General features: G+C 47.3%; 26 protein-coding genes. 20 read left to right on the top strand and 6 right to left on the bottom strand.

The window, feature by feature from the left end; translation table 11 throughout:
* The first annotated feature begins 3 nt into the window (after positions 1 to 3).
* On the top strand, positions 4 to 1,824 hold the full coding sequence (gene mutL, locus BW931_RS05065; protein WP_076570470.1) for a DNA mismatch repair endonuclease MutL: 1,821 nt from the start codon (positions 4 to 6) through the stop codon (positions 1,822 to 1,824).
* A gap of 85 nt (positions 1,825 to 1,909) precedes the next feature.
* Here the strand turns inward: mutL and BW931_RS05070 are convergent, their stop codons facing one another.
* Entirely contained in the window at positions 1,910 to 2,266 is a 357-nt protein-coding gene (locus tag BW931_RS05070; RefSeq protein ID WP_076570472.1) for a helix-turn-helix domain-containing protein, read from the bottom strand.
* A gap of 223 nt (positions 2,267 to 2,489) precedes the next feature.
* On the opposite strand from BW931_RS05070, the gene miaA reads away from it, so the two are divergent.
* The 6 genes from miaA to glnA all read left to right on the top strand — a co-directional run bounded on the left by miaA (position 2,490) and on the right by glnA (position 8,224).
* A complete protein-coding gene (gene miaA / locus BW931_RS05075) occupies positions 2,490 to 3,428 on the top strand; it encodes a tRNA (adenosine(37)-N6)-dimethylallyltransferase MiaA (protein WP_076570474.1) in 939 nt (312 codons plus the stop codon).
* Between the two features lie 40 nt (positions 3,429 to 3,468).
* Positions 3,469 to 3,693, top strand: a complete 225-nt coding sequence (gene hfq, locus BW931_RS05080) for an RNA chaperone Hfq (RefSeq protein WP_076570476.1) — start codon at positions 3,469 to 3,471, stop codon at positions 3,691 to 3,693.
* A gap of 191 nt (positions 3,694 to 3,884) precedes the next feature.
* The gene (gene hflX, locus BW931_RS05085; RefSeq protein ID WP_076570477.1) at positions 3,885 to 5,135 is read left to right on the top strand and encodes a GTPase HflX; all 1,251 of its coding nucleotides are present in this window, start codon (positions 3,885 to 3,887) and stop codon (positions 5,133 to 5,135) included.
* Complete coding sequence (locus BW931_RS05090; RefSeq protein ID WP_076570479.1) at positions 5,128 to 6,348, top strand: methionine gamma-lyase family protein; 1,221 nt, start codon at positions 5,128 to 5,130, stop codon at positions 6,346 to 6,348. Before hflX ends, BW931_RS05090 begins: the two co-directional genes overlap by 8 nt.
* Positions 6,349 to 6,469: 121 nt before the next feature.
* On the top strand, positions 6,470 to 6,874 hold the full coding sequence (locus tag BW931_RS05095; protein ID WP_008587749.1) for a MerR family transcriptional regulator: 405 nt from the start codon (positions 6,470 to 6,472) through the stop codon (positions 6,872 to 6,874).
* Between the two features lie 18 nt (positions 6,875 to 6,892).
* Positions 6,893 to 8,224: a type I glutamate--ammonia ligase gene (glnA, locus tag BW931_RS05100; protein WP_008587746.1), complete on the top strand. Its 1,332-nt coding sequence runs from the start codon at positions 6,893 to 6,895 to the stop codon at positions 8,222 to 8,224.
* Between the two features lie 134 nt (positions 8,225 to 8,358).
* On the opposite strand, the gene lexA is transcribed toward glnA, so the two are convergent.
* A complete protein-coding gene (gene lexA, locus BW931_RS05105) occupies positions 8,359 to 8,982 on the bottom strand; it encodes a transcriptional repressor LexA (RefSeq protein ID WP_008587744.1) in 624 nt (207 codons plus the stop codon).
* A 300-nt stretch (positions 8,983 to 9,282) separates the two neighbouring features.
* Here lexA and BW931_RS05110 point away from each other — a divergent pair, with 300 nt between their 5' ends.
* The 8 genes from BW931_RS05110 to BW931_RS05145 all read left to right on the top strand — a co-directional run bounded on the left by BW931_RS05110 (position 9,283) and on the right by BW931_RS05145 (position 14,997).
* The gene (locus BW931_RS05110) at positions 9,283 to 9,951 is read left to right on the top strand and encodes a YneB family resolvase-like protein (RefSeq protein WP_076570481.1); all 669 of its coding nucleotides are present in this window, start codon (positions 9,283 to 9,285) and stop codon (positions 9,949 to 9,951) included.
* 48 nt (positions 9,952 to 9,999) lie between these two features.
* Entirely contained in the window at positions 10,000 to 10,233 is a 234-nt protein-coding gene (locus BW931_RS05115) for a DUF896 domain-containing protein (RefSeq protein WP_008587740.1), read from the top strand.
* Between the two features lie 110 nt (positions 10,234 to 10,343).
* Complete coding sequence (tkt, locus tag BW931_RS05120) at positions 10,344 to 12,356, top strand: transketolase (protein ID WP_407690198.1); 2,013 nt, start codon at positions 10,344 to 10,346, stop codon at positions 12,354 to 12,356.
* 352 nt (positions 12,357 to 12,708) lie between these two features.
* Positions 12,709 to 12,936 (top strand): YneF family protein, encoded by a 228-nt coding sequence (locus BW931_RS05125; protein WP_008587736.1) that lies wholly within the window; start codon positions 12,709 to 12,711, stop codon positions 12,934 to 12,936.
* A 150-nt stretch (positions 12,937 to 13,086) separates the two neighbouring features.
* Entirely contained in the window at positions 13,087 to 13,263 is a 177-nt protein-coding gene (locus BW931_RS05130) for a hypothetical protein (protein ID WP_200802035.1), read from the top strand.
* 238 nt (positions 13,264 to 13,501) lie between these two features.
* Positions 13,502 to 13,912, top strand: coding sequence for a hypothetical protein (locus tag BW931_RS05135; protein ID WP_076570485.1), 411 nt, complete (start codon positions 13,502 to 13,504; stop codon positions 13,910 to 13,912).
* Between the two features lie 138 nt (positions 13,913 to 14,050).
* On the top strand, positions 14,051 to 14,497 hold the full coding sequence (locus tag BW931_RS05140; RefSeq protein ID WP_008587730.1) for a Na(+)/H(+) antiporter subunit B: 447 nt from the start codon (positions 14,051 to 14,053) through the stop codon (positions 14,495 to 14,497).
* 11 nt (positions 14,498 to 14,508) lie between these two features.
* On the top strand, positions 14,509 to 14,997 hold the full coding sequence (locus tag BW931_RS05145) for a CcdC family protein (RefSeq protein WP_076570486.1): 489 nt from the start codon (positions 14,509 to 14,511) through the stop codon (positions 14,995 to 14,997).
* 15 nt (positions 14,998 to 15,012) lie between these two features.
* Here BW931_RS05145 and BW931_RS05150 read toward each other — a convergent pair whose 3' ends face one another.
* The gene (locus BW931_RS05150) at positions 15,013 to 15,441 is read right to left on the bottom strand and encodes a DUF2621 family protein (protein WP_040609069.1); all 429 of its coding nucleotides are present in this window, start codon (positions 15,439 to 15,441) and stop codon (positions 15,013 to 15,015) included.
* A gap of 204 nt (positions 15,442 to 15,645) precedes the next feature.
* Here BW931_RS05150 and acnA point away from each other — a divergent pair, with 204 nt between their 5' ends.
* From acnA to BW931_RS05175, 5 genes are all read left to right on the top strand, one after another.
* On the top strand, positions 15,646 to 18,354 hold the full coding sequence (acnA, locus tag BW931_RS05155) for an aconitate hydratase AcnA (RefSeq protein WP_076570488.1): 2,709 nt from the start codon (positions 15,646 to 15,648) through the stop codon (positions 18,352 to 18,354).
* Between the two features lie 144 nt (positions 18,355 to 18,498).
* Positions 18,499 to 19,089 carry a TlpA family protein disulfide reductase gene (locus BW931_RS05160; protein WP_076570653.1) on the top strand — a complete coding sequence of 197 codons (591 nt, stop codon included), beginning with the start codon at positions 18,499 to 18,501 and terminating at the stop codon, positions 19,087 to 19,089.
* 109 nt (positions 19,090 to 19,198) lie between these two features.
* Complete coding sequence (locus tag BW931_RS05165; protein WP_076570490.1) at positions 19,199 to 21,445, top strand: AAA family ATPase; 2,247 nt, start codon at positions 19,199 to 19,201, stop codon at positions 21,443 to 21,445.
* A 1-nt stretch (position 21,446) separates the two neighbouring features.
* Positions 21,447 to 21,869, top strand: a complete 423-nt coding sequence (locus BW931_RS05170) for an acyl-CoA thioesterase (RefSeq protein WP_008587717.1) — start codon at positions 21,447 to 21,449, stop codon at positions 21,867 to 21,869.
* On the top strand, positions 21,869 to 22,192 hold the full coding sequence (locus BW931_RS05175; RefSeq protein ID WP_008587716.1) for a hypothetical protein: 324 nt from the start codon (positions 21,869 to 21,871) through the stop codon (positions 22,190 to 22,192). The genes BW931_RS05170 and BW931_RS05175 overlap by 1 nt, the downstream gene beginning before the upstream one ends.
* Positions 22,193 to 22,215: 23 nt before the next feature.
* Here the strand turns inward: BW931_RS05175 and BW931_RS05180 are convergent, their stop codons facing one another.
* From BW931_RS05180 to folE2, 3 genes are read right to left on the bottom strand one after another with little or no spacing between them, the layout of a single operon-like run.
* Positions 22,216 to 22,503, bottom strand: coding sequence for a HesB/YadR/YfhF family protein (locus BW931_RS05180; RefSeq protein WP_008587713.1), 288 nt, complete (start codon positions 22,501 to 22,503; stop codon positions 22,216 to 22,218).
* A gap of 4 nt (positions 22,504 to 22,507) precedes the next feature.
* Complete coding sequence (gene yidD / locus BW931_RS05185; protein ID WP_008587711.1) at positions 22,508 to 22,738, bottom strand: membrane protein insertion efficiency factor YidD; 231 nt, start codon at positions 22,736 to 22,738, stop codon at positions 22,508 to 22,510.
* Entirely contained in the window at positions 22,738 to 23,670 is a 933-nt protein-coding gene (folE2, locus tag BW931_RS05190) for a GTP cyclohydrolase FolE2 (RefSeq protein WP_008587709.1), read from the bottom strand. The genes yidD and folE2 overlap by 1 nt, the downstream gene beginning before the upstream one ends.
* Between the last annotated feature and the right edge of the window lie 25 nt (positions 23,671 to 23,695).

Below are 23,695 nucleotides of genomic sequence, written 5' to 3' on the forward strand. Positions count from 1 at the left end.
TATATGGATAATATTCACGTTATGCCAGATGCGCTGGCAAATAAAATAGCTGCCGGAGAGGTGGTGGAAAGGCCTTCCTCCGTCGTTAAAGAACTGATGGAAAATAGTATAGATGCCGGAAGTTCCGTGGTTAATGTAGAACTGAGAGAAGCCGGACTTGAATATATCCGTATCGCTGATAACGGCAAAGGTATGGAAAAAGAGGATGCGGTAAGAGCTTTTCAGCGGCACGCCACGTCAAAAATCAGAGATGAACGTGATTTGTTTCATGTGAAAACATTGGGCTTTCGGGGAGAGGCTCTCGCAAGTATAGCGGCTGTCAGTAAGCTCAGCGTAAAAACTTCCACCGGTGACACCTCCGGAATCAGTCTTTATCTTGAGGGAGGAGAAGTCAGGAACCATGAAGCAAGCGATGCACGGCAGGGTACGGAAATAAAAGTGGAGGAATTATTTTTCAACACGCCTGCAAGGCTGAAGTATATGAAAACTATCCATACTGAACTCGGGCACGTCACTGACGTTGTGAATCGTATGGCACTCGCTAACCCGCACGTAAAAGTAAGTCTGGAGCATCAGGGGAAAACGTTATTCCAGACGAGCGGACGTGGAGATCAGCTGCAGGTCCTTTCTCAAATATATGGAAGTAACGTAGCAAGAAAGATGAAGAGAACGTCTGCCGAAGATAAAGATTTCAAGCTTGAGATGCTGATTGGAAGACCGGAAATCACCCGTGCTTCAAGGGCTTATATGTCTTTGATAGTGAACGGAAGGTTTATCCGTAACCCTAAACTCGTCCAGGCGATTCTCAAAGGCTATGATACGCTGCTTCCTTTAGGGAAATACCCCGTAGCCCTTATTAATATTGATATGGATCCCTCCCTTCTGGATGTGAACGTTCACCCCGCCAAACTCGAGGTCAGATTCAGCAAAGAACAGGAACTTTTCGAACTTATTCAGAATACGATTAAACAAGCCTTCCGGGAAGAAACGCTGATACCGGAAGGGACTTCGACGATCAACAAAAAAGAAGATAAAAGTGAACAGACCTCCATGGTTTTTGAAAAACCGCGGGTTTCTGAGATTACAGCCAACAGCAATCAAAGTTACGAAACAGAACGTACAGATGAAAGTACTCCCGGGCCGGAGAAAGAAAATCCGTTCCCTTTGGAACCTGAGCCGGCAGAAGAAACAGTGAAAGACTCCGGAGATATCCGGCAGGAAGAAGAGAAGAACACGCAAAGAGTTCCTCATATGTATCCGGTCGGTCAGCTCCACGGAACTTATATTATTGCACAGAATGAAAGAGGCATGTACATGATAGATCAGCATGCTGCACAGGAAAGGGTCAAATACGAACGTTTCAAAAAAAAGCTGGGGGAACCGGATCAGACAGTGCAGGAACTTCTTGTCCCGTTGACCTTCACATTTCCTGCCAAAACCGCTTTGAAAATTGAAGAAAACAGTCACATACTCGAAAACATCGGTGTATTCTTCGAATCGTTCGGAACGAATACGTTTATTGTCCGTTCTCATCCTGAATGGTTTCCGAAAGGGTATGAAGGGGAGATTATCGAAGAGATTGTAGAGGAATTGGAACAGTCCAACAACATTAACATTGAAAGCTTCCGGAATGATGCGGCGGCGCTCATGTCCTGCAAAGGATCAATAAAGGCTAACCACCACTTGACGATGAGGGATATGGAAGTGTTACTTGATGATCTTGCAGCTGCCGAAGATCCTTTTACATGCCCTCACGGCCGTCCTATCATCGTCTTCTTTTCCGAATATGATATTGAGAAAATGTTTAAAAGAGTCATGAATTAATTTCGGATACGTAAAAAGGATGACGTTAAAGTAATCTTAACGTCATCCTTTTTCTTATGTGAAAATATATGCCGGAAAAGGGGCTTCAGTTCTGCTGTTGCTGCAGTAAAAACTGAAAGTAGTTTTCCAGCTGATGGATATTTTGTGCATCCAGCTCCGTCAATTTGTCATATTGGAGAAACAGTGGACAGGAAAGGTCTATTTCTTCCAGGTGACGAAGTATTCTCGAATATTGATCCACCGAATAATCGGAGAGACCAAGCAGGTAGTCGGATGTTGTATGTAAAGCTTTGGCTAAGTTTCTGACGTCATTTACATCAGGAAAGGTGTAGGCCCTCTCCCAGTTGGACACTACTTGGGAGGTGACTTCAATTTCTTCGGCCAGTTCCTGCTGTGTATAACGATTTTCTTTCCTTAACTTTTTGATTCTCTCGTTAAGCATCGATATCACGCTCCTAAATGCTATAGTACTACAGTATAACGGATTTGGAAAGAGGAACTAACGAAAATCTTTAAAAAAACTAACGCCAAAGTTTAGTTTGTGTAACCGAAAACGTTAGTTTTAAGTAACGGATTCAGATACAAACACATAACGTTTTCAGTTACCTCTGTAGTTCGGGATGGGAATGGTGTAAAATACAGATTAGAAAGCGGGGATTTTTTTAATGAATAGAAAAGTTGTCTCCATTGTGGGACCCACTGCGGTAGGGAAATCGAAACTGGGAGTAGAAGTCTGTAAAGCATTTGACGGGGAGGTGATCAGCGGGGATTCCATGCAGATTTATAAAGGAATGGATATAGGAACGGCGAAAATCACGCATTCGGAAGCGGGAGGCGTGCCTCATCACATGATCGATATCAAGTACCCCAATGACACGTTTTCGGCTGCGGAGTTTCAGGACCGGGGTAGAGAGCTGATCGAAGACATTTTTTCGAGAGGGAAAGTGCCGGTGATAGTAGGGGGTACAGGTATGTATATTCAGGGCCTCCTATATGATTATTCCTTTTCCGACACTCCGCGGGATCCTGTGAAAAGCGGAAGGCTGGCATGTGAACTCGAACAGGAAGGCAAAGAGAAGATGCATGAACGGCTTACCTTGATCGATCCGGATGAAGCGGGGAGAGTTCACCCCAATAATACGAAACGCGTACTTAGAGCTTTAGAAATTTATGAAGTCACCGGAAAGACGAAATCCGAGCATGAGTCACTGCAACAGCCTCCATTTTACAACTTCAGAATGATCGGTCTCGAGATGGAAAGGAGTATGTTGTATAACAGAATTGACCAAAGAGTCAATTCCATGGTCAAAGACGGACTTCCGGGAGAAGTCAGCAATCTGCTGGAAAAATATCCGAAAGAGACCCAGGCGATGAAAGCTATCGGTTACAAAGAAATGATCCCTTATCTGGAGGGGGGGGAGGAGTTGGAGGAAGCGGTAGCACTTCTGCAGAGAAACTCAAGGAGATACGCCAAACGACAGTATACGTATTTCAAAAATAAGCTTCCCGTAGATTGGTATGAAGTGACCGAGGAGAATTTTGCAGAAAAAGTTTCTTTAATTTTGTCAGATTTAGAAGGATTTTTGATGTTGCCGGAGAAATAAACTGTTAAGCTAGAGAGATAGAATGGAGGAGGATCATTTTATGAGCCAGACAGTGAATATTCAGGATAATTACTTGAATCAGTTGCGTAAGGATAAGATTCCATTGACGCTGTTCCTGCTGAACGGTTTCCAGTTAAAGGGAACTATTAAAGCTTTCGATAACTTTACAGTGCTCGTTGAAACTGAAGGGAAGCAGCAGTTGATCTTCAAACATGCGATTTCCACTTTTTCTCCGAATAAAAATGTTACATTAGAAGACATGTAAACCGGGCGCTTTTGGCCCGGTTTTATTATTGAAAAAAGTCTGCCTTTCGAACTTAATTTGCTTCCTTTTTCCCTGATGATACAGTATGAGAGGATATCAGGCAGAAAGAATCCGTTCCCGGAGGGATGAAATCGGTCCACAGCGGGAAGACTGCAGTAATAAAGACTTTTATTAAAGGGGGATGCTTATCTTTGGATAAAGAGAAGGCGTTGATTTTAGCAAGAAAAGACCCGAGAAAAAAAGAAACATTCGATTATTCACTGGAAGAACTGAAAGATTTAACAAAAACTGCCGGGGGCGAAGTTGTGAGTGTACTTGTCCAGCAGCTGGAAAAACCTCATAAAGCTCATTATCTTGGCGACGGGAAGCTGGAAGAAGCGAGAGGTGTTATAGAGGAAGATGATATTGAACTGGTAATCATCAATGATGAACTGTCACCGACTCAGCTCCGAAACATTACGAACCGACTGGAAGTCAGAGTAATAGACAGAAGCCAGCTGATTCTGGACATTTTTGCATATAGGGCCAAAACTAAAGAAGGTAAACTGCAGGTGGAACTTGCCCAGTTACAATACCTCCTCCCGAGACTGTCGGGTCAGGGCGTTCAGTTGTCGAGACTTGGAGGCGGAATAGGTACGCGAGGCCCTGGGGAAACGAAGCTGGAAACGGACCGCCGCCACATCAGAAGGAGGATCCGTGATGTAAGGACGAGACTCGATCAGGTCGTGGAGCACAGGAAGCAATACAGAGAACGAAGGAAAGAGAACAGTGCGTTTCAGGTGGCGATCGTCGGATATACGAACGCCGGAAAGACGACCTTTTTCAATAAAATAACTTCCGCCGATTCTCTGCAGGAGGATAAGCTGTTCGCTACACTCGATCCGTTGACGCGGCAGACCCAGCTCCCATCGGGGCTCGAAGTTCTCATGTCCGATACGGTAGGTTTCATACAGCACCTGCCTACAACATTGATTGCCGCCTTCCGTTCCACTCTCGAAGAAGTGACGGAAGCCGACTTCATTCTGCACATCGTGGATGCCTCGGCCTCCGATCATGACCAGCATGAAAAAACGGTCCTCTCTCTTCTTGAAGAACTTGGAGCCGAGAATTTGCCACGGCTTACCGTTTATAATAAGCAGGATAAGGTGGAGGGACCATTTACACCGATGGAAAAGCCGTCGGTCCAGACTTCCTTTAAAGATGACAGAGGAGTCGGGGACGTATTATCGGCAATTGAAGAAGTACTATCGGAAAACTGGGATCCCTACCATACGTATGTGAAAGCGGAAGAAGGTAAATTCTTAAAAACACTGGAGCTTAACACGCTCGTTTACGTACGCGACTTCCTTGAAGAGCGCGGGGAGTACGTAGTGCACGGATATATTGACCCTCTGCACCCTTTGAGGGATAAAGTAATACCGAAGGAGCATAAAGATGAATGATATTGTGAATATAGAAGAGGAAGTCCGTCCTTACAAAGAAAAGATCGAGGACGTTGTGCTGCATAATCAGGAAAAAGTGCTGGATGCTTTTCAAAATCAGAACGTAGCGGATCGTCATTTCCATTCGGAGACAGGCTATGGCTATGACGATGAAGGAAGAGATACGCTCGAAGGAGTTTATGCGGAAATATTCGGAGCTGAAGATGCGCTTGTCAGACCTCAGCTCGTTTCGGGTACCCATGCGATTTCCACCGCTTTTTTCGGTGTTCTCCGTCCGGGGGATGAGCTTCTGTATGTGACGGGCGAACCCTATGACACTCTCCGTGAAGTAATTGTACCTGCCGGGGAAGGAGCAGACCACGGATCCCTGCACGACTTCGGCATCAGTTATCGTGCCTTACCTTTAAAAGAAGGGGAGGTGGATGCAGAGCGTTTCCGGGAAGTCATCACTTCACGAACGAAAATGGTAGCCATCCAGAGGTCCAAGGGGTATGCAGACAGACCTTCTTTTACTATTGAGGATATTGAAGGAATGGTAAAGGAAATAAAAACAGTGAAACCTGATGCGATTGTTTTTGTGGACAATTGTTACGGGGAATTTGTAGAGAAAGCGGAACCACTGGAAGCGGGAGCCGATCTGATCGCAGGCTCCCTCATCAAGAACCCCGGCGGCGGTATTGTACGTACGGGCGGATACATAGCCGGGCGGAAAGAACTGATTACTGCCTGTGCACACCGGCTGACGGCTCCAGGACTCGGCAAGGAAATGGGTGCCACGCTTTCCGTTCTGCAGGAGATGTACCAGGGTATATTCATCGCCCCCCACGTAGTCGGGGAAGCTCTGAAAGGAGCGGTTTACACGGCGAAATATCTGGATAGTTACGGATTCCGGACAAAACCGTCCTATGATGAATACCGTACGGACCTGATTCAGACAGTGTACTTCGACAATGCGGAGCAGATGGTCGATTTCTGCCGGGAGATCCAGAAAGCTTCACCGGTAAATGCCTTCGCCCTTCCGGAACCGGGCCCGCTTCCGGGATATGATTCCGACGTCATTATGGCGGCCGGCACGTTTATTCAGGGTGCGAGCCTTGAACTGACAGCAGACGGCCCGCTCCGGCCTCCCTACATGGCTTTTGTCCAGGGAGGACTAACGGCGGAACACGTGAAAATAGCAGTGCGGCGTGCCGTAAATGCTGTTACGTCATAGGGAACTACGAAAGGAAGCCGGAATACTCCGGCTTTTTTCATGTCAACTTTCCTGACATCGCTTGACAATTGTTTGTTTTGAATTATAATAATAGTAAGAATTCTTGGAGGGGGTGGCAGAAGTGAGTGATGAAGTACGACGTTCCATGCCGCTGTTTTCTATGGGAATCGTCCAATCCCTTACTGCCCTCACTCCGAGGCAAATTCGTTATTACGAGCAGAATGGGCTGGTGACTCCGGCCCGTTCCAAAGGGAATCAGCGACTGTTTTCGTTTAATGATGTAGACCGGCTTCTTGAGATTAAATCACTTGTAGAAAAAGGGGTCAATCTTGCGGGTATCAGGCAGGTGTTCGATTTGAAACAGGAAACGCCCCGCCCTGATTACAAACCCGGGGAAGTACAGGAAGTCTACCATCAGCTCAGCGAAAAAGAGTTACGGAAAATGCTTCGTAAGGAAATTGAGAATGATGCAGGAAAAGGAAATTTTGGACTCAGACAGGGAGAATTATCAAGATTCTTTCACTAAATTATGGGAGGCACACGCATGGGCTTAACAAGAGAAGAAATTTACAAGAAGATCGAGGAAGAGAACGTCAAATTCATCCGTCTGCAGTTTACGGATATGCTCGGTATTATTAAAAACGTGGAGATCCCGTTCAGTCAGCTCGACAAAGCTCTGGATGGAGTGATGATGTTCGACGGTTCTTCCATTGAAGGATTCGTACGAATCGAGGAGTCCGATATGTATCTGGTACCGGATTTCGATTCTTTTCTCGTACTTCCATGGACTTCCGAGAAAGGGAAAGTGGCACGATTCATCTGTGACATTTACAACACGGATGGTACTCCATTCGAAGGGTGCCCCCGCTATAACCTGAAGCGCAACCTGAAAAGAATGGAAGAGCTCGGTTTCTCCGCTTTTAACCTTGGTACCGAACCGGAATTTTTCCTGTTCAAGATGGATGAAAACATGAATCCTACCCTTGAACTGAACGATAAAGGCGGCTACTTCGACCTTGCTCCGACCGACCTCGGGGAGAACTGTCGACGGGATATCGTACTGGAGCTTGAGGAGATGGGTTTCGAAATTGAAGCTTCCCACCACGAAGTCGCTCCCGGGCAGCATGAAATCGACTTCAAATATTCGGAAGCAGTGAAGCACTGTGACGATATCCAGACGTTTAAACTCGTTGTTAAAACCATCGCCCGTAAACACGGTCTGCATGCAACGTTTATGCCTAAACCTCTCTTCGGAGTGAACGGTTCCGGTATGCACGCAAACATGTCTCTGTTCACGGAAGAAGGAAATGCTTTCTTCGATGAGAACGGCAAAGAACAGCTCTCGGATGTAGCTTACCAGTTTACTGCCGGTATTCTGAAGCATGCCATGGCTTTCACGGCAATAACCAACCCGATAGTGAATTCCTATAAGCGTCTCGTTCCGGGATACGAAGCTCCTTCTTATGTAGCCTGGTCGTCCCAGAACAGAAGTCCGCTCATCCGCGTTCCGACGTCCCGTGGAGTGAGTACACGTATCGAAGTACGCAGTGTCGATCCGGCTGCCAACCCGTATATGGGGATGGCCGCTCTGCTTGCTGCGGGTCTCGACGGTATCGAGAACAAACTGGAGGTACCTGAACCGGTGGATCGCAACATTTACGTGATGGATGAGGAAGAGCGCAGAGAAGCGGGAGTGACCGATCTTCCGGCTACACTGTATGATGCACTTCAGGAACTTAAGAAGAATGATGTGATGGTGAAGGCGTTGGGCGAACACCTGTATGAGCACTTTATCGAAGCGAAAGAAATCGAGTGGAACATGTTCCGTACCCAGGTACACCCTTGGGAGAGGGAGCAGTATCTGCAGACGTATTAATGGGAACCTCTCTCAGGGGAATTTCCGTTGAGAACGTTTAGATTTACATGACCATAAAACCATAAAACTAAATTAAAAATCCTCCATTACCGGCCGGTAATGGAGGATTTTTAAGTGTATACAGGGGGAGCGGTTCAGTGTACGTTCCTGAATAAGCCGACCACTTTTCCGAGAATGGTGACGTCATCGAGAAGGATAGGCTCCATGGAGGAGTTTTCCGGCTGAAGGCGTACGTGATCCGCTTCTTTGAAGAATCGCTTCACTGTAGCTTCACCCTCGTCTGTCATACCGACAACGATATCTCCGTTTTGAGCGGTGTTCTGCTTACGGACGATTACCTTGTCTCCGTCAAGAACGCCGGCTTCTATCATACTTTCTCCCTGGATGACGAGTATGAAAGTATCTTCCTCCGTGCTGCTTATCGTATCCGGCACCGGAAGATATTCTTCGATGTTCTCTACTGCAGTTATAGGAACACCGGCGGTTACTTTACCGATCACGGGAGCGAACGTCGCTTCCCCTTTAGGGATTTTAGTACCTTCCTCCAGGTCTATCACTTCGATCGCCCGCGGTTTCGTCGGGTCTCTCCGAATGAAACCTTTCTTTTCCAGTCTCGCGAGGTGGCCGTGTACGGTAGAACTGGAAGCAAGACCTACGTACTTACCGATTTCCCTGACGGACGGGGGATATCCTTTGTCGATCACTTCCTGTTTTATGAAATTCAATATTTCCTGCTGTCGTTTGGATAGGTTAGTCATAATGTCACATCCTGTATAGAAAATTTATTACATATATTGTAGCACGTAGGATGCCGGAATACAAACAGGCGTTCGAACTTTTGTGTTGACAGGAACAATAGTTCGTATATAATGATATTTACACGAACATAAGTTCTAAGGAACAATAGTTCTATCGGGAGGTATTCCATGTTTCATAAATTATCCAAGCAGGATCTTACTCATATCGTTCTGTTCATTCTGAGTCTGGTTTTCCTATACATTGCAATGGTTTCCAGTGTTTAAATCCTGTATCATTTCTCTGTGGGAGAGGTGGTAAGGATGAAAGCGGTCTTGTATTGCAGAGTAAGTACGGAAAAAGAAACCCAGGTTACGTCTATACAGAGACAGAAGGAAGAACTTAAAAAACTTGCGGAGAACCATAGTATGGATATTGTGGAAGTTATCGAAGAAAAAGCCAGCGGGTACTCCATCGAAAGGGAAGGTATACTTCGTGCACTTGATATTTTCTCCTCGAAAAAAGCGGAAGCACTCCTGATTCAGGATGAGACGAGACTCGGCAGGGGGAACACGAAGATCGCCCTTTTACACCAGCTCGAAAAGCTCGATGTGACGATCTATACGGTGACGGGGAGCGGGGAAATGGAGATTTCCGAGTCTGATTCCATGGTTCTGCAGATCGTCGGAGTGGTGGAAGAGTATCAGCGTTATCTTCATAACATGAAAATTCGACGAGGGATGAAAAAAGCGGTGGAAGATGGTTATGACCCTTCCAAAAATTTGAAGAACATCGACCAGGCCAGGGGGCGGGAACGTATTGATTTCCCTGTGACGGAAGTGGCACGTCTCCGGGAAAAGAAGCTCACGTTTCAGGAAATTGCGGCTACTCTCCGCGGTATGGGGTATGATGTCTCCAAAGCGACGGTGCATCGCAGATATAAAGAAAGCCAAACATTTGAAAATGAAAATACGTCGCGTTATCATAAGTAAAGATAATACCCTTCAGTATATACAGGGTAAGTAAAGAGGTGACAAAACATGTTGGCACAACACAAGCTTGATCGTATAAACGCTTTAGCTAATAAGAAAAAAGAGCAGGGCCTTTCTTCTGAAGAGCAGAACGAACAGCATGAATTGCGTCAGGAATATTTACAGAACGTGAGAAAATCTTTTAAGAACCATTTAAAAGGCATGACGGTCATCGATCCGGAAGGACAGGACGTTACCCCGGAGAAAGTGAAACGTATGCAGCAGAATGAGAAAAAACATTAAAAACCTGCGGGAATCGCAGGTTTTTTGTGTGAAAGCGGTTTACTGACTTGCTACGAAACCTATTTCATTATAGGATTATACTTGTTACATATTCCGCATCAGAAAGGGGAATGGCATTGACTAAAGATATTGAACAGAAGTCTATTAATACTATTCGTACACTGACGATCGACGCAGTGGAAAAAGCGAGTTCGGGGCATCCTGGTATGCCGATGGGCACGGCGCCTATGGCTTACAAACTCTGGACGGAGTATATGGAGCACAACCCGAAGAACTCCGACTGGTTCAACCGTGATCGGTTTGTACTCTCGGCAGGCCACGGATCCATGTTGCAGTACAGTCTGCTTCATCTTTCCGGATATGACGTAACGATGGATGATATCAAAAATTTCCGCCAGTGGGACTCCAAAACGCCCGGACATCCGGAAGTGGGGCATACGCATGGCGTGGAAGCGACGACCGGACCGCTCGGCCAGGGTATTGCCATGGCTACCGGGTTCGCGATGGCGGAAGCCCATCTTTCGGCCAACTACAATACAGATAAACATTCAATCATTGATCATAATACGTATGTCATCTGCAGTGATGGAGACCTTATGGAAGGTGTATCTCAGGAATCCGCGTCTCTTGCGGGTCACCTCGGTCTCGGAAAACTCATAGTACTATATGATTCCAATGACATCTCTCTTGACGGGGAGCTGAACCGTGCGTTCAGTGAAAGCGTAGAGAAGAGATACGAAGCCTATGGCTGGCAGGTTCTGCGTGTAGAAGACGGAAATGATACGAAAGCTATCACCGATGCACTCGATAAAGCGAAGAAAAATACCGAACAGCCGACGATGATCGAAGTGAAAACCGTCATCGGCTACGGTGCACCGAACAAATCGGGTAAAGCGGATGCGCACGGAGCACCTCTTGGGGAAGACGAAGTGCAGCAGACGAAAGACTACTATGGCTGGGAATATGAAGAAACGTTCTATGTGCCTGATGAAGTTTATGAAGACTTCCAGGAAAAGATCCAAAAACGCGGGGAGAAGAAAGAGGAAGAATGGAATAAGCAGTTCGAAGAATACAGAAAAGCTAACCCTGAGCTGGCCGAAGAACTTGAAAAAGCCATCAAAGGTGAACTTCCGGAAGATTGGGAGCAGGTTCTCCCTGCTTACGACACGTCCAGTGACAAAGCGGCCACCCGTGCAACGTCCGGGGAAGCGATCAACGCTCTTTCCGATAAAATCCCTTACTTCTTCGGCGGAAGTGCCGACCTTGCAGGTTCCAACAAGACGACGGTCAAGGCGCAGGAAGACTTTTCAAAAAATAACTATGCAGGAAGAAACATCTGGTTCGGTGTCCGTGAACACGCTATGGCAGCGGCTCTGAACGGAATGGCTTTACACGGAGGCCTTAAAGTATACGGAGGCACATTCTTCGTTTTCAGTGACTACCTGCGCCCGTCTCTCCGTTTGTCAGCTATTCAGAATCTTCCGGTGAATTATGTGTTCACGCATGACTCTATTGCTGTAGGGGAAGACGGCCCGACTCACGAACCTGTAGAACATCTGGCTGCACTTCGGGCTATTCCGAACCTCTCGGTCATTCGTCCGGCAGACGGGAACGAATCCAGTGCGGCGTGGAGACTGGCACTGGAATCCACGTCCAACCCGACAGCTCTCGTGTTGACCAGGCAGGGACTGCCGACGCTGGAAGGGACGAAAGAGAAAGCTTATGAAGGTGTGAAAAAAGGAGCTTACGTACTCAGTGACTCCGACAAAGACACACCGGATACCATTCTTCTGGCTTCCGGATCGGAAGTGCAGCTGGCTATGGCAGCCAAAGAAGAGCTTAAGAGCAAAGGCGTAGATGCCCGCGTTGTCAGCATGGCTTCCTTCGATCGTTTCGAAGCTCAGAATGATGCCTATAAAGAAGAAGTATTGCCGAACAGTGTACGTAATCGCGTAGCTATTGAAATGGCTTCTTCCTTTGGCTGGGAGCGTTTCGTCGGTCTTGACGGTAAAGTAGTGGGTATTGACCGCTTCGGAGCTTCGGCACCTGGAGCGACCGTTATTGAAAACTTCGGTTTTACTGTCGAAAATGTTGTGAAGCACGTAGAAAGCTATGTGAAGTAGGACAAGAATCGGGGACTTCGGAAAACTATCCGGAGTTCCTGTTTATTACATAAGGCTCTTCACTTCCGCAGTTTTAAGGGCGGAAGACTTAGCCGGTGTCCGAGGTCTTGAGTTTTAAGCCCGGAGGAACGATATGGTATAATACAGGTAGAGAAACGTTGGGGAACAGCAGTCCGGCAACGGGTCCCGGGTACAGTTTTGAAATTTTTCAAACGTGATCGGCGGGTGCCGGAAATTATGATCGAAACTATTGAGTCATAAATATTGTGTACATCTGTTCACCCGTCTATTGTAATCCCCGTTTCAATTTACTATACTGTTATGGGATATATTATGAAAGGGGAAACTTATTATGGAATTAGGAATTATATGGATTATTCTGATTGCATTAGTCGCGTTAATAGCAGGAGCGGCTTTAGGCTTTTTCATCGCCAGAAAATATATGATGAATTATTTGAAGAAAAACCCTCCAATCAATGAACAGATGCTGCGGACACTGATGATGCAAATGGGTCAGAAACCCTCACAGAAGAAGATCAACCAGATGATGAAACAGATGAACAACCAGATGGACAAGTAAGCGCCGCTCCATCTTCCCTGCCTGTCCTGCCGGTTATCCGGTATGGCGGGCAGGTTTTTTTGTGTTTTGTCAGAGAAGACGCTGGCAAGTAACATAAATTACATTTAAATGTCTTCTTGAGGGGGATGGAGGGGAAATCAGTGGAGACTTATGATGGGACATCCTTCGAAAAAGAATAGATCCTTAAAAGAAATCGAAGGATTTTTCACAAAAGCTTACGAAGATATGTTTTCTAACGAAGAACAGCTTACTGATACACTCCTTCAGGGGATTATCTCTCCTTATGTGCATGATCGGGGGAAACTGAGTCTTTTTCAGCAGAAATAAAAACATTCGTCTAAATGCTCGGTGGATAAAACTGACAGGGCCCAAATGAGGGTTCTGCCTGTTTTATGGTTTTCGTTAAACTGGAGGATAGTGATAAAAAATGAAGAAGGTATCTCTGCTTTTCAAATAAAGGGTGTGGTATGATACACCTGTAAAGTTTCAAACTGAAGCGGGATGATGCCTGCATCTCCAATGACATTGTTGACGTTTTCGGAAACTACGTAAAGGAGGAATCCGGATGGAACTGTATTTCTCGCGCAACACATCTCCTTTGTCCCGACTGATTCAGTATTTCACGAAAGGAAAGTGGAGTCATAACGCTATTAAAGTGGGGGATTACCACATTATCGATTCCCGTTTTCCGGGAGGCGTCCGGATAAGGCACTTTGATTTGAAAGATTACAAAGTACTCGAAGTGGAAGGAGACCCGCGTAAAGCTCTGAAACACATTGAAAAACGCTACGATCTCAGACTGTTTTTCTGGTACGGCATTAAATACGGAAAACCATGGAACGATCCGAACCAGATGATTTGCAGTGAACTGATCGCGGAAGCCTCCAATGATGAGAACTTACGTGGTAAAACACCAAGCGAACAGTACAGATATCTCAAAAACAGTGAAAAAGTGATCAAAGATACGAAGCGTTAACATTCTAACTTGAAACTTAGTAGCAACTCCGAAATATTAAAAAAACAATTATTAACGATGTCGTTCGTCTTTTATGATAATTTTTGATAGAATGTATTCAGCTATGTAATTGAAAGGTCACAGGGGGATTTTTTTGCGATGAAAATTAACAGTAATGATTTGATATTGAAAACGATGACTTCCATCATCGCTTTTATTCTGCTAGGATTCTCGATATATTTATTTTTTGCCGGGCACAATGCTCCCGGAGGAGGGTTTATCGGCGGTCTTATGACGTCCGCTGCCATCGTACTGATGAATATGGCTTACGGACAGGAGGCAATGAAGAGCTCCCTGCCGATCAACTTCCGTTTTCTGTTTAAACTGGGACTGCTGATCGCTCTTGCGACAGGCATGGGGTCGTTTTTATTCAATGAACCGTTTCTCAGTCAGACATTCGCCTACTTTCAGCTTCCCGTGCTCGGACGTACCGAGTTGGCCACGGCACTGCTGTTTGATCTTGGGGTTTATCTCACTGTTATCGGGATTACGATGACAATCATCTTGTCGATCGCTGAGGATCACAAAGAAGAACTCTCGGAGTAAGGGGTTATTCGATGAATACGTTTTTATTAATAGCTTCTACGATAGTCGGTGCTTTTATGGCGGTAACGATGATATTCGTACGGAAGAAAGTCGCGGAAAGACCTGCAAGTATTAAAAAGATCGTGCTCCCTCCATTGTTTATGAGCTCGGGGGCGCTGATGTTTCTGTTTCCGGTCTTCCGGATCAGTCTGTCCCAGGTACTGGAGGCCCTCAGCGTCGGAGTGGTATTTTCGGTTTTTCTCATACTTACCTCCCGTTTTGAAACACGTGGAGGGGAAATCTATCTTAAACCGTCCAGACTTTTCATAGGAGTTCTGTTCGGTCTGCTCGCATTCCGGGTGGTATTTAAGCTGATCATCGGACAGACGATTTCTTTCGGGGAGACGAGCGGGATGTTTTTCGTTCTTGCTTTCGGAATGATCGTATCCTGGCGTATTGCTATGCTTTATAAATATCTCCGCATACAAAAAAGTCTGGAAACGACAAAAGCACCGCTATAAAAAGCGGTGCTTCTTCTATATCTCCAGGTAGTCCCTGTACGGATCTATATCGATTTCTTTTTCGTTCAGTTTCTTCACGAGAAACTTGTGGTCACGTTTGGGAGTAGCCAAAATGTACCCTTCGATAATCGTATCCTGCGTCATGTGCCGAAGCTTCCTTTTAAGGGCGATCCTGCCGATTTCGCCTGCAATCCGCTGCTGAGCAACGCTGCGGAACAGTTCGGGTACGGGGGAGGTCAGTTCTTCCAGAAAGTGTTTCTGGTCTTCACTCCACATGTGCCTCGTTTGTTCAATATAGTATTCTTCCCAGTCGATGGTGGAGTTCCCGTCTTCTTTCGGCATGCTTTTTAGGAATTTACGGAACATGAAGAAACCTCCGATGCCCATAAGCACCACCATAATGACGACCCAACCTACGATAAATAGCGAAAACCCTAAAGACATGTCATCACCTATTCTTTGATATTACCTTTATTATAAAAGGTGACCGGAGGAAAAACAACGAATTTCCCTTTAGTAAAAAGTACTATAATGAATTTACTTTAAAATCGTTTTCATTTACAATGTAAATAGCGAATTATAGTATTATAAGTATGTGAAGGAACAAGTAATACTTTCACAGCAAGAATGATAAGGGGGATATGAGATATGGCAGACCATCCATTCAATGCTAAAAAGCAGTTTGAATCAAATGGCAAAACGTACAACTATTATGATCTGAAATCACTGGAAGATGCAGGAATCGGAAAGATTTCGCGCCTGCCTTTTTCCATCCGTATTTTACTTGAATCACTCCTTCGTCAGCACGATGGACGGGTAATAGCGGATGAACACGTAGAAAGTCTCGCTAAATGGGGCCAGAGTGACAGCAAACAGGAAGATGTTCCTTTCAAGCCGTCACGTGTCATTCTTCAGGACTTCACAGGTGTTCCTGCCGTTGTGGATCTTGCGAGCCTACGTAAAGCAATGGTGGACATGGGCGGTAAGCCGGAGGAGATTAACCCGGAAGTACCTGTCGATCTCGTCATCGACCACTCTGTTCAGGTGGATCAGTATGGTACAAGTACAGCGCTTCAGGCGAACATGGAACTTGAATTCGAACGGAACCAGGAGCGTTATGAGTTCCTTCACTGGGCACAGAAAGCGTTCGATAACTATCGTGCCGTTCCGCCTGCTACAGGAATCGTTCACCAGGTGAACCTGGAATATATCGCTAACGTCGTTCATGCTACGGAGAACGCTGACGGAAGTGTGGATACATACCCGGATACACTTGTCGGTACCGATTCCCACACGACTATGATCAACGGTCTTGGCGTACTCGGCTGGGGCGTTGGCGGAATTGAAGCGGAAGCAGGGATGCTTGGACAGCCGTCCTATTTCCCGGCACCGGAAGTGATCGGTGTGAAACTGCAGGGCAGCTTCCCTCAGGGAACGACCGCGACAGACCTTGCACTTAAAGTGACGCAGCGCCTCCGCGAAGCGAACGTCGTCGGTAAATTCGTCGAATTCTTCGGTCCCGGTCTTCAGGAAATGCCGCTGGCAGACCGTGCCACAATTTCCAATATGGCTCCTGAATACGGGGCGACGTGTGGTTTCTTCCCGGTAGACGGAGAGTCTCTCGACTATATGAGACTTACGGGAAGAACGGAAGAACAGATCGATCTCGTCGAAAAATATTGTAAAGAGAACAATCTTTGGTACGATCCTTCACTCGAAGATCCGGAATTCACTCAGCTGATCGAAATCAACCTGGAAGAACTGGAACCGAACCTGTCCGGACCGAAACGTCCACAGGATCTGATCCCGCTTTCCGAAATGAAAGAGTCGTTCAATAACTCCATCACGGCTCCGGAAGGAAACCAGGGTTTCGGTCTCGATAAATCCGAGTTCAACAAAAAAGCGACAGTTGAATTCACTAACGGCGAGACAGCGGAAATGAAGACGGGAGCCCTGGCGATTGCTGCCATCACTTCCTGTACGAACACGTCGAACCCGCACGTTATGCTTGGTGCCGGGCTCGTAGCTAAAAAAGCTGTGGATAAAGGTCTCGAAGTACCGGAATACGTGAAGACATCACTCGCTCCCGGCTCCAAGGTTGTAACGCGCTATCTGGAAGATTCAGGTCTTATGAACTACCTGAACCAGCTCGGATTCAACCTGGTCGGTTACGGTTGTACGACATGTATCGGTAACTCCGGTCCATTGCTTCCTGAAATCGAACAGGCGATTGCAGATGAAGATTTGACAGTTTCTTCCGTATTGAGCGGTAACCGTAACTTTGAAGGACGGATTCACCCGCTCGTGAAGGCCAACTATCTGGCTTCACCACCGCTTGTTGTAGCTTACGCCCTTGCCGGCACGGTCGACATCGATCTGAGAAATGAACCGATCGGCAAAGATCAGCAGGGGAATGATATTTTCTTCGATGATATCTGGCCTTCCCAGGAAGAAATCAAAGAACAGATTTCAAGCGTCGTAACGCCTGAGATCTTCCGTAAGGAATACGAAAACGTGTTCAACTCCAACGAAAAATGGAACGAAATCGAAACAACGGATGAGCCGCTGTACGACTGGGACGAAGACTCCACGTACATTCAGAACCCGCCGTTTTTCGAAGGGTTGTCCAAAGATTCCAACCCGGTCAAACCATTGAATGGCATGCGCGTTATCGGTAAATTCGGAGATTCGGTCACCACTGACCACATTTCCCCGGCGGGCGCCATCGCCAGCAGCATGCCGGCAGGTGAGTACCTGCAGGAGAAAGGCGTTTCACCGCGAAACTTCAACTCCTACGGATCCCGTCGCGGAAACCACGAAGTGATGATGCGCGGTACGTTTGCAAACATCCGTATCCGTAACCAGCTGGCTCAGGGTACAGAAGGCGGTTATACGACATACTGGCCTACAGAAGAAGTTATGCCAATCTATACGGCCGCTATGAAATATAAAGAAGATAATACGCCGCTTGCTGTTATCGCCGGTGATGACTACGGTATGGGAAGTTCACGTGACTGGGCTGCCAAAGGTACCGATCTGCTCGGTATCGAAACGGTCATCGCTCAGAGCTTTGAACGTATCCACCGTTCCAACCTTGTTATGATGGGCGTACTTCCGCTCCAGTTCCAGGAGGGCGAAACTATCGAGTCCCTCGGACTGACAGGACGGGAGACGATCGACGTGGAAATCGGCGAAGACGTGAAGCCGCACGATTTCGTTAAAGTCACTGCTACGGACGAAGACGGCAATAAGAAAGAATTTGAAGTTATTGCCCGCTTTGACAGCGATGTGGAAATCGATTACTACCGTCACGGAGGAATCCTTCAGATGGTTCTTCGTAACAAGCTGAAAAAATAAATAATGTACAGGAAAGAGGCATGCACCCCCGGGTGCATGCCTCTTTTGTCATTATTACGACATTCAGGTGCCGGGGATACCTGAGATAGGGGGTTCTGTGATACACTTCTTAAAGAAGAAATGAAAAAAGGAGATTCCTCGGATATGAAAAAAATCGGTACTATGGCTATTTTTTCCCTGATTCTGGCACTGCTGCTGTACAGCGTGTTCGAGTTGACGGGAGAGGAAGAGTCGACAGTCGGGGAATACGATGTTTCGGGTAATACATCGCAGGAAGGGACGTCCATCGTGCCCGAGGGAGCACACCAAGGGATTGAAATCGGTGATGAGGCACCGAACATGCCTGTCGAGACGCTCAAAGGGGAAAAAACGGATATTAATGCCTACAAAGGAAAACCGGTCATTTTAAATATATGGGCGACGTGGTGTCCGCCCTGCAAGGAAGAAATGCCGGAGATGCAGAAGTTTCATGAAAAGTACGGCGAGGACGTCACGGTTCTAGCCGTAAACGCAACTTCCACCGAAGACTCACCGGAAAATGCGAAAAACTTTGTAGACAAAGAAAACTTCACTTTTGAAACGGTACTGGACAGTGACGACCAGCTTTCCGAAAAGTACCAGACGTTCTCTGTACCGGCGTCCTATTTCATCAACAGCGACGGGACGATCCATTCCCGCAAATTCGGACCTATGACGTACGAGTACATGATCGAAAAAATGAAAGAACTTGAATAATCTCCGGTTTCCCGCGCTCCTGGTAAGTGTTCAAAGGCTGCTGCCTGTAGCAGTCTTTTTTTAAAGGCTTAAAGCTGTGGTAAACTGGGGACAGGAAGGAAGTGAAACGATGGATAAGCTCGAAACCTGGACCTCTCTCTACACGACGCCGCCGTGGAAGGAAACGGAGGTGCTGCGTCTGCTGCAGGAAGAGGAGCGGGAGGACAGAGAAAGGGCCCTGCTCCAGGTCGCTTTAGTTTATTACAGAATGAAAAGAGTACCGGAGGGCGATACTCTTACTCCCTACATACTGGAAACAGCGAAAATGCTTGACCCTTCCCTGAAGCTCATCAGGGAGACGGAGGAACTGCAGCATGTCCTTCGCCTTATTTATTATATGAAAGACGTATCCGGCCGGATTCCCGTGCTGCATGAAACGGATCACATTACCCAGAAAGTCAAAAAAATATCTGATATTCAGGAAGAACTGAGTCTTCTTCTGCATCTGTTTGATGATAACTACGTCAATCAGACAGTCGTGGACGCCGGTTCCAGATGGCGGACGTACCAGCGGCTGTACGAATATCTTCTGAAGACGAAGGAGACGATCGATTACGCCCTGGAGACGAGGGAATCCAAACGTATCAAAATGCCGGTGAGTGATATCAATTCCGCGGTGCGGGAACTGGACGAGGAGAGAGAGGAACTGGAGGATTATCTTCCTCCTTCCTTTTCCCGGAAGGAGAGGCGTCATGCTCTAGATAAACTGGAGGAGATGATAGGTCTTCGTGACGTAAAAACGTACATCCATCAGTTTTATCACTTTCTGAGGTATGAACAGGAAAGAAAATCGTTCGGTTTTCGTATGCCTGACGAACCGTCGCTGCACATGATTATGACGGGGAACCCTGGGACCGGTAAAACGACTCTCGCACGTCTCCTGGCTGAAATATATACGGAACTCGGCCTTTTGTCGACGGGCAAAGTGGTGGAAGTGAACCGCTCCCACCTGGTCGGGTCCTACATGGGGCAGAGTGAGGAAAATACGATGAACTATATAAAAGAAGCGCGGGGCGGAATATTATTCATTGATGAAGCGTACAGCCTGAAACGCGAAGGTCAGGGAGGAAACGATTACGGACAGGCAGTGATTGATACGCTCGTTTCCGCTCTCACCAGCACCGAACACGGCGGTACTTTCGCTCTTATACTGGCGGGGTACCCGGAAGAAATGCGCCAGTTTCTGTGGGCGAATCCCGGCCTCAGAAGCCGGATACCGGAGCAGAACCGCCTCGATCTGCCGGATTACTCTATCGGTGAACTGGAGGATATCGGAGAATATATCGCGCTGAACAATGACTTTTTCTTTACGAAAGAGGCGCGGAGACGACTCGGTACGCTGATTGAGAAGGAACAGGTGGACGAATCGTTCGGGAACGCGAGAAGCGTGCGGAACATCGTCATGAAAACGATATTTTACAAGGGTTCCCGGGAAGTCATACAACCTCATGACGACTGGTTCCATCACATGCGTATTACGGAAGATGATCTGCACTGGGATAAAGATTCTGCAGACGACGCCATTTCCGGGGTGGAACGTCTCCATTCCCTGATCGGTCTTGATACGGTGAAACGCGAGGTGGAAAAGCTATCTTCCTTCGTACAGATGCAGCAGCAGCGGAAGAGAGAAGGGGACCCTATTGTTCCCATTCAGCTGCATTCGGTATTCAGCGGAAACCCGGGCACCGGAAAAACGACGGTGGCCGAAGTGTATGCGACGATACTGAAAGAATGCGGGCTTCTGAAAAGAGGACACGTCGTAGTGGCCTCCCGCAGTGATCTTGTGGCGGGGTATGTGGGCCAGACGGCTATCAAGACGAAGAAGAAAATAAGAGAAGCCCTCGGAGGGGTTTTATTCATTGATGAAGCCTACGCCCTTCAGAGCGGAGGGAGAGACGATTTCGGAAAAGAGGCAGTGGAAACACTGGTGGATGAAATGACGAGGCACAACGAGAATCTCGTAGTCATTCTGGCCGGGTACGAGAGGGAGATGAGAGACCTGATAGACAGTAATCCGGGACTCGTTTCCAGATTCAAGAAATTTTTCCGTTTCCCGGATTATTCGGCCGGAGAGCTGCTGGAAATGATGGTCACGCTTGCAGGGGCATATAACTATTCTCTGTCCCCCGCGGCCCGGGAGTACCTGGAAGTGCAGCTGCTGGAAACGAAGGTGCAGGGAAACGGAAGGTTCATCGGAAACCTGATGGATGAAGCCGTTCAGTACCATGCCTGGCACCATAAAGGGGAATACAAAGACCCGGTTCTTTCCCGGGAAGATATTGAGGAAGCATGGAAAGCCGTAAGAAAGGAGATTTAGAGTGAAATTAGATGTGAAAGATATACAGGTAAGATACCAGGAGACGGATATGATGGGCGTCGTCTATCACGCCAATTATCTCGTATGGTTCGAAATCGGTCGGACTTCTTTAATAGAAAGTTTCGGTTTCGATTATAAAGATATGGAAGATGCAGGGGTGGTATCCCCGGTTACGGATGTACAGGTTTCGTTCCGGACTCCGGTCCGGTACGGGGATAAAGTAGCTGTGAAGACGTGGATCCAGGCATACACGGGAGTCAAAACGACGTATGCCTACGAAGTGGTCCATGAGGATGGAACGGTAGCTGTAACCGGCACCTCCGATCACGTCATTGTAAGAAAAGAGGATTTCCGCCCGACTTCCCTGCGGAAAGCCTTTCCCGCCTGGCACGCCGTGTACAAAGAAGCAGCGGGGCAGCACTGATGGCTTTCGGCATCGGTAAGGAAGAACTGAGGAAATGGAAGCGGGACGTCCGTGCCGGGAATATAGCTATCCTGACCCACTACTGGCTGGATGACAGATTTCCGGGGTGTGACACGGTGACAAAAGTCGGATGCAGCGACATAGAAAAGCTGGCGGAGTGGGGGCAACAGTACGGATTGAAAAAAGAGTGGATCGACCGTAAGGAAGGGTTCCCCCATTACGATCTTTTCGGAAGACATCAGTTCACCATTCTTAAGGCCGAGAACAGAAATGATCATATTGAAAGATTCCGTCTGCATCAAAAAAGCAGCCGCTACCTTTAGGCGCGGCTGCTTTTTGACTGTCTTCATTCGTAGCCGATAGCGGCTTCTTCCAGGCTCTCGTCATAAGTAATTTTAAGGGAATAGGTATCGAAGTACCATTCGTCCGCCTTTTCAACGAAGAACAGGATCCCTTCGACATTCGTTTCGACGACCGGTTCGTAGGGGGTTTCTATTTTCATACCGAGGGATAATCCGGGCTGAAGTCCTCCGGATCCCCCGTATCTTACGAAGAACTGGATAGCGTCCCCCTCTGTCAAATCCAGTTCTTCTTTGTACCATTGCGCGGCTTCTTCCGATACAGTGATATTCACATAATCACTCCTTTTCTTTTATTTCGGGTACGACGTCCACACCGCCCGGGTGCAGGGGATGACACTTCAGTACTCTTTTCAAGGTGAGGTACATCCCTTTTACGAACCCGTGTCTCTGAAAAGCGACGAGACCGTACTCCGAGCAGGTCGGGTAGAAGCGGCACGTCGGAGGAGTGAAGGGACTGATGCCTTTCCGGTAGAAGCGGATCAGTCCTATCATGGCGTTCCTCAGCATCAGCGCTCATCCGTACGTTTGTCGAAGCGGAGGGAGGCGAGAGCATCGTGCAGATGAATCGATTCCTCGTTACGGCACGAAACCTCAAAAGCGTGAATGAACGGAGTTTCGTACAGGTCTGCAGCTACAAGACGGACCATATCCTCGACGAATCTCGGATTTTCGTAAGCCTGCTCCGTGACCATCTTCTCATCCGGCCGTTTCAGGACGGGGTGAATGCGTGCACTGGCGTTGCTCTCGGCAGCCTCCAGCAGAACTTCTTTCCAGTCCACCATATCTTCGTTGAAATCTTCCGTAAGCGTTACTGCCATCGAGACATTTCCGCGCTGATTGTGCGCACTGTATTCGCTGATTTCCTTGCTGCAGGGACAAAGGGTGGTGATTTTACCGGTCAGCCCGGTCTGAATATCGAAACCGCCCGCTTTGGACCATGTTACGGAAATGAAGGCATCCGCGTGATTCATGCCGGCTAGACCCGAAGAAGGTCCTTCTCTTTCAAAGAACCACGGGAATTCGACTTTTATAAATGCATCTTCCCGCTTCAGCCGGCCTGCGAGTTCTTCTGCAAACTGCTTCAGCGATTCGATCGTGACCGTAAAGCCCTGCTCGTAATAACTGGTCAACTGTTCCGTGAAGCGGCTCATGTTCGTTCCTTTGCTTCCTTTGGCAATCGAGGAAGAAAAGGTGAAGGTTCCTATGGTGGTCTGAGTGGACGGCTTCATCGAACTTTCAATAGTAATGGGATGTTTTACGTTGTTGATTCCGACGACATCCAGGTCGAAAAGAAAATCCTGTCTGGAATTCTGAAGATCAGCCATCTGATCCTTTTCCACTGGTTTGGTTTTCGGTCCGGGAGGTACAGACCCGAATAATTTGTGACGTTCATCTTTTGAAGGCATTGTATCAGTGATATGAGATTCTATTTTATTCATAACCGTGGCTCCTTTCAACGACTTT

This window comes from Salimicrobium salexigens (genome assembly GCF_900156705.1).
Taxonomy (GTDB): domain Bacteria; phylum Bacillota; class Bacilli; order Bacillales; family Halobacillaceae; genus Salimicrobium; species Salimicrobium album.

What these genes read in the sequence shown, in the direction of transcription:
- mutL (WP_076570470.1), top strand. Translation starts at nt 4, where the DNA reads ATGGATAATATTCACGTTATGCCAGATGCGCTGGCAAATAAAATAGCT.
- BW931_RS05070 (WP_076570472.1), bottom strand. Translation starts at nt 2,266, where the DNA reads ATGCTTAACGAGAGAATCAAAAAGTTAAGGAAAGAAAATCGTTATACA.
- miaA (WP_076570474.1), top strand. Translation starts at nt 2,490, where the DNA reads ATGAATAGAAAAGTTGTCTCCATTGTGGGACCCACTGCGGTAGGGAAA.
- hfq (WP_076570476.1), top strand. Translation starts at nt 3,469, where the DNA reads ATGAGCCAGACAGTGAATATTCAGGATAATTACTTGAATCAGTTGCGT.
- BW931_RS05090 (WP_076570479.1), top strand. Translation starts at nt 5,128, where the DNA reads ATGAATGATATTGTGAATATAGAAGAGGAAGTCCGTCCTTACAAAGAA.
- glnA (WP_008587746.1), top strand. Translation starts at nt 6,893, where the DNA reads ATGGGCTTAACAAGAGAAGAAATTTACAAGAAGATCGAGGAAGAGAAC.
- lexA (WP_008587744.1), bottom strand. Translation starts at nt 8,982, where the DNA reads ATGACTAACCTATCCAAACGACAGCAGGAAATATTGAATTTCATAAAA.
- BW931_RS05110 (WP_076570481.1), top strand. Translation starts at nt 9,283, where the DNA reads ATGAAAGCGGTCTTGTATTGCAGAGTAAGTACGGAAAAAGAAACCCAG.
- BW931_RS05115 (WP_008587740.1), top strand. Translation starts at nt 10,000, where the DNA reads ATGTTGGCACAACACAAGCTTGATCGTATAAACGCTTTAGCTAATAAG.
- tkt (WP_407690198.1), top strand. Translation starts at nt 10,344, where the DNA reads ATGGCATTGACTAAAGATATTGAACAGAAGTCTATTAATACTATTCGT.
- BW931_RS05125 (WP_008587736.1), top strand. Translation starts at nt 12,709, where the DNA reads ATGGAATTAGGAATTATATGGATTATTCTGATTGCATTAGTCGCGTTA.
- BW931_RS05130 (WP_200802035.1), top strand. Translation starts at nt 13,087, where the DNA reads ATGATGGGACATCCTTCGAAAAAGAATAGATCCTTAAAAGAAATCGAA.
- BW931_RS05135 (WP_076570485.1), top strand. Translation starts at nt 13,502, where the DNA reads ATGGAACTGTATTTCTCGCGCAACACATCTCCTTTGTCCCGACTGATT.
- BW931_RS05140 (WP_008587730.1), top strand. Translation starts at nt 14,051, where the DNA reads ATGAAAATTAACAGTAATGATTTGATATTGAAAACGATGACTTCCATC.
- BW931_RS05145 (WP_076570486.1), top strand. Translation starts at nt 14,509, where the DNA reads ATGAATACGTTTTTATTAATAGCTTCTACGATAGTCGGTGCTTTTATG.
- BW931_RS05150 (WP_040609069.1), bottom strand. Translation starts at nt 15,441, where the DNA reads ATGTCTTTAGGGTTTTCGCTATTTATCGTAGGTTGGGTCGTCATTATG.
- acnA (WP_076570488.1), top strand. Translation starts at nt 15,646, where the DNA reads ATGGCAGACCATCCATTCAATGCTAAAAAGCAGTTTGAATCAAATGGC.
- BW931_RS05160 (WP_076570653.1), top strand. Translation starts at nt 18,499, where the DNA reads ATGAAAAAAATCGGTACTATGGCTATTTTTTCCCTGATTCTGGCACTG.
- BW931_RS05165 (WP_076570490.1), top strand. Translation starts at nt 19,199, where the DNA reads ATGGATAAGCTCGAAACCTGGACCTCTCTCTACACGACGCCGCCGTGG.
- BW931_RS05175 (WP_008587716.1), top strand. Translation starts at nt 21,869, where the DNA reads ATGGCTTTCGGCATCGGTAAGGAAGAACTGAGGAAATGGAAGCGGGAC.
- yidD (WP_008587711.1), bottom strand. Translation starts at nt 22,738, where the DNA reads ATGCTGAGGAACGCCATGATAGGACTGATCCGCTTCTACCGGAAAGGC.
- folE2 (WP_008587709.1), bottom strand. Translation starts at nt 23,670, where the DNA reads ATGAATAAAATAGAATCTCATATCACTGATACAATGCCTTCAAAAGAT.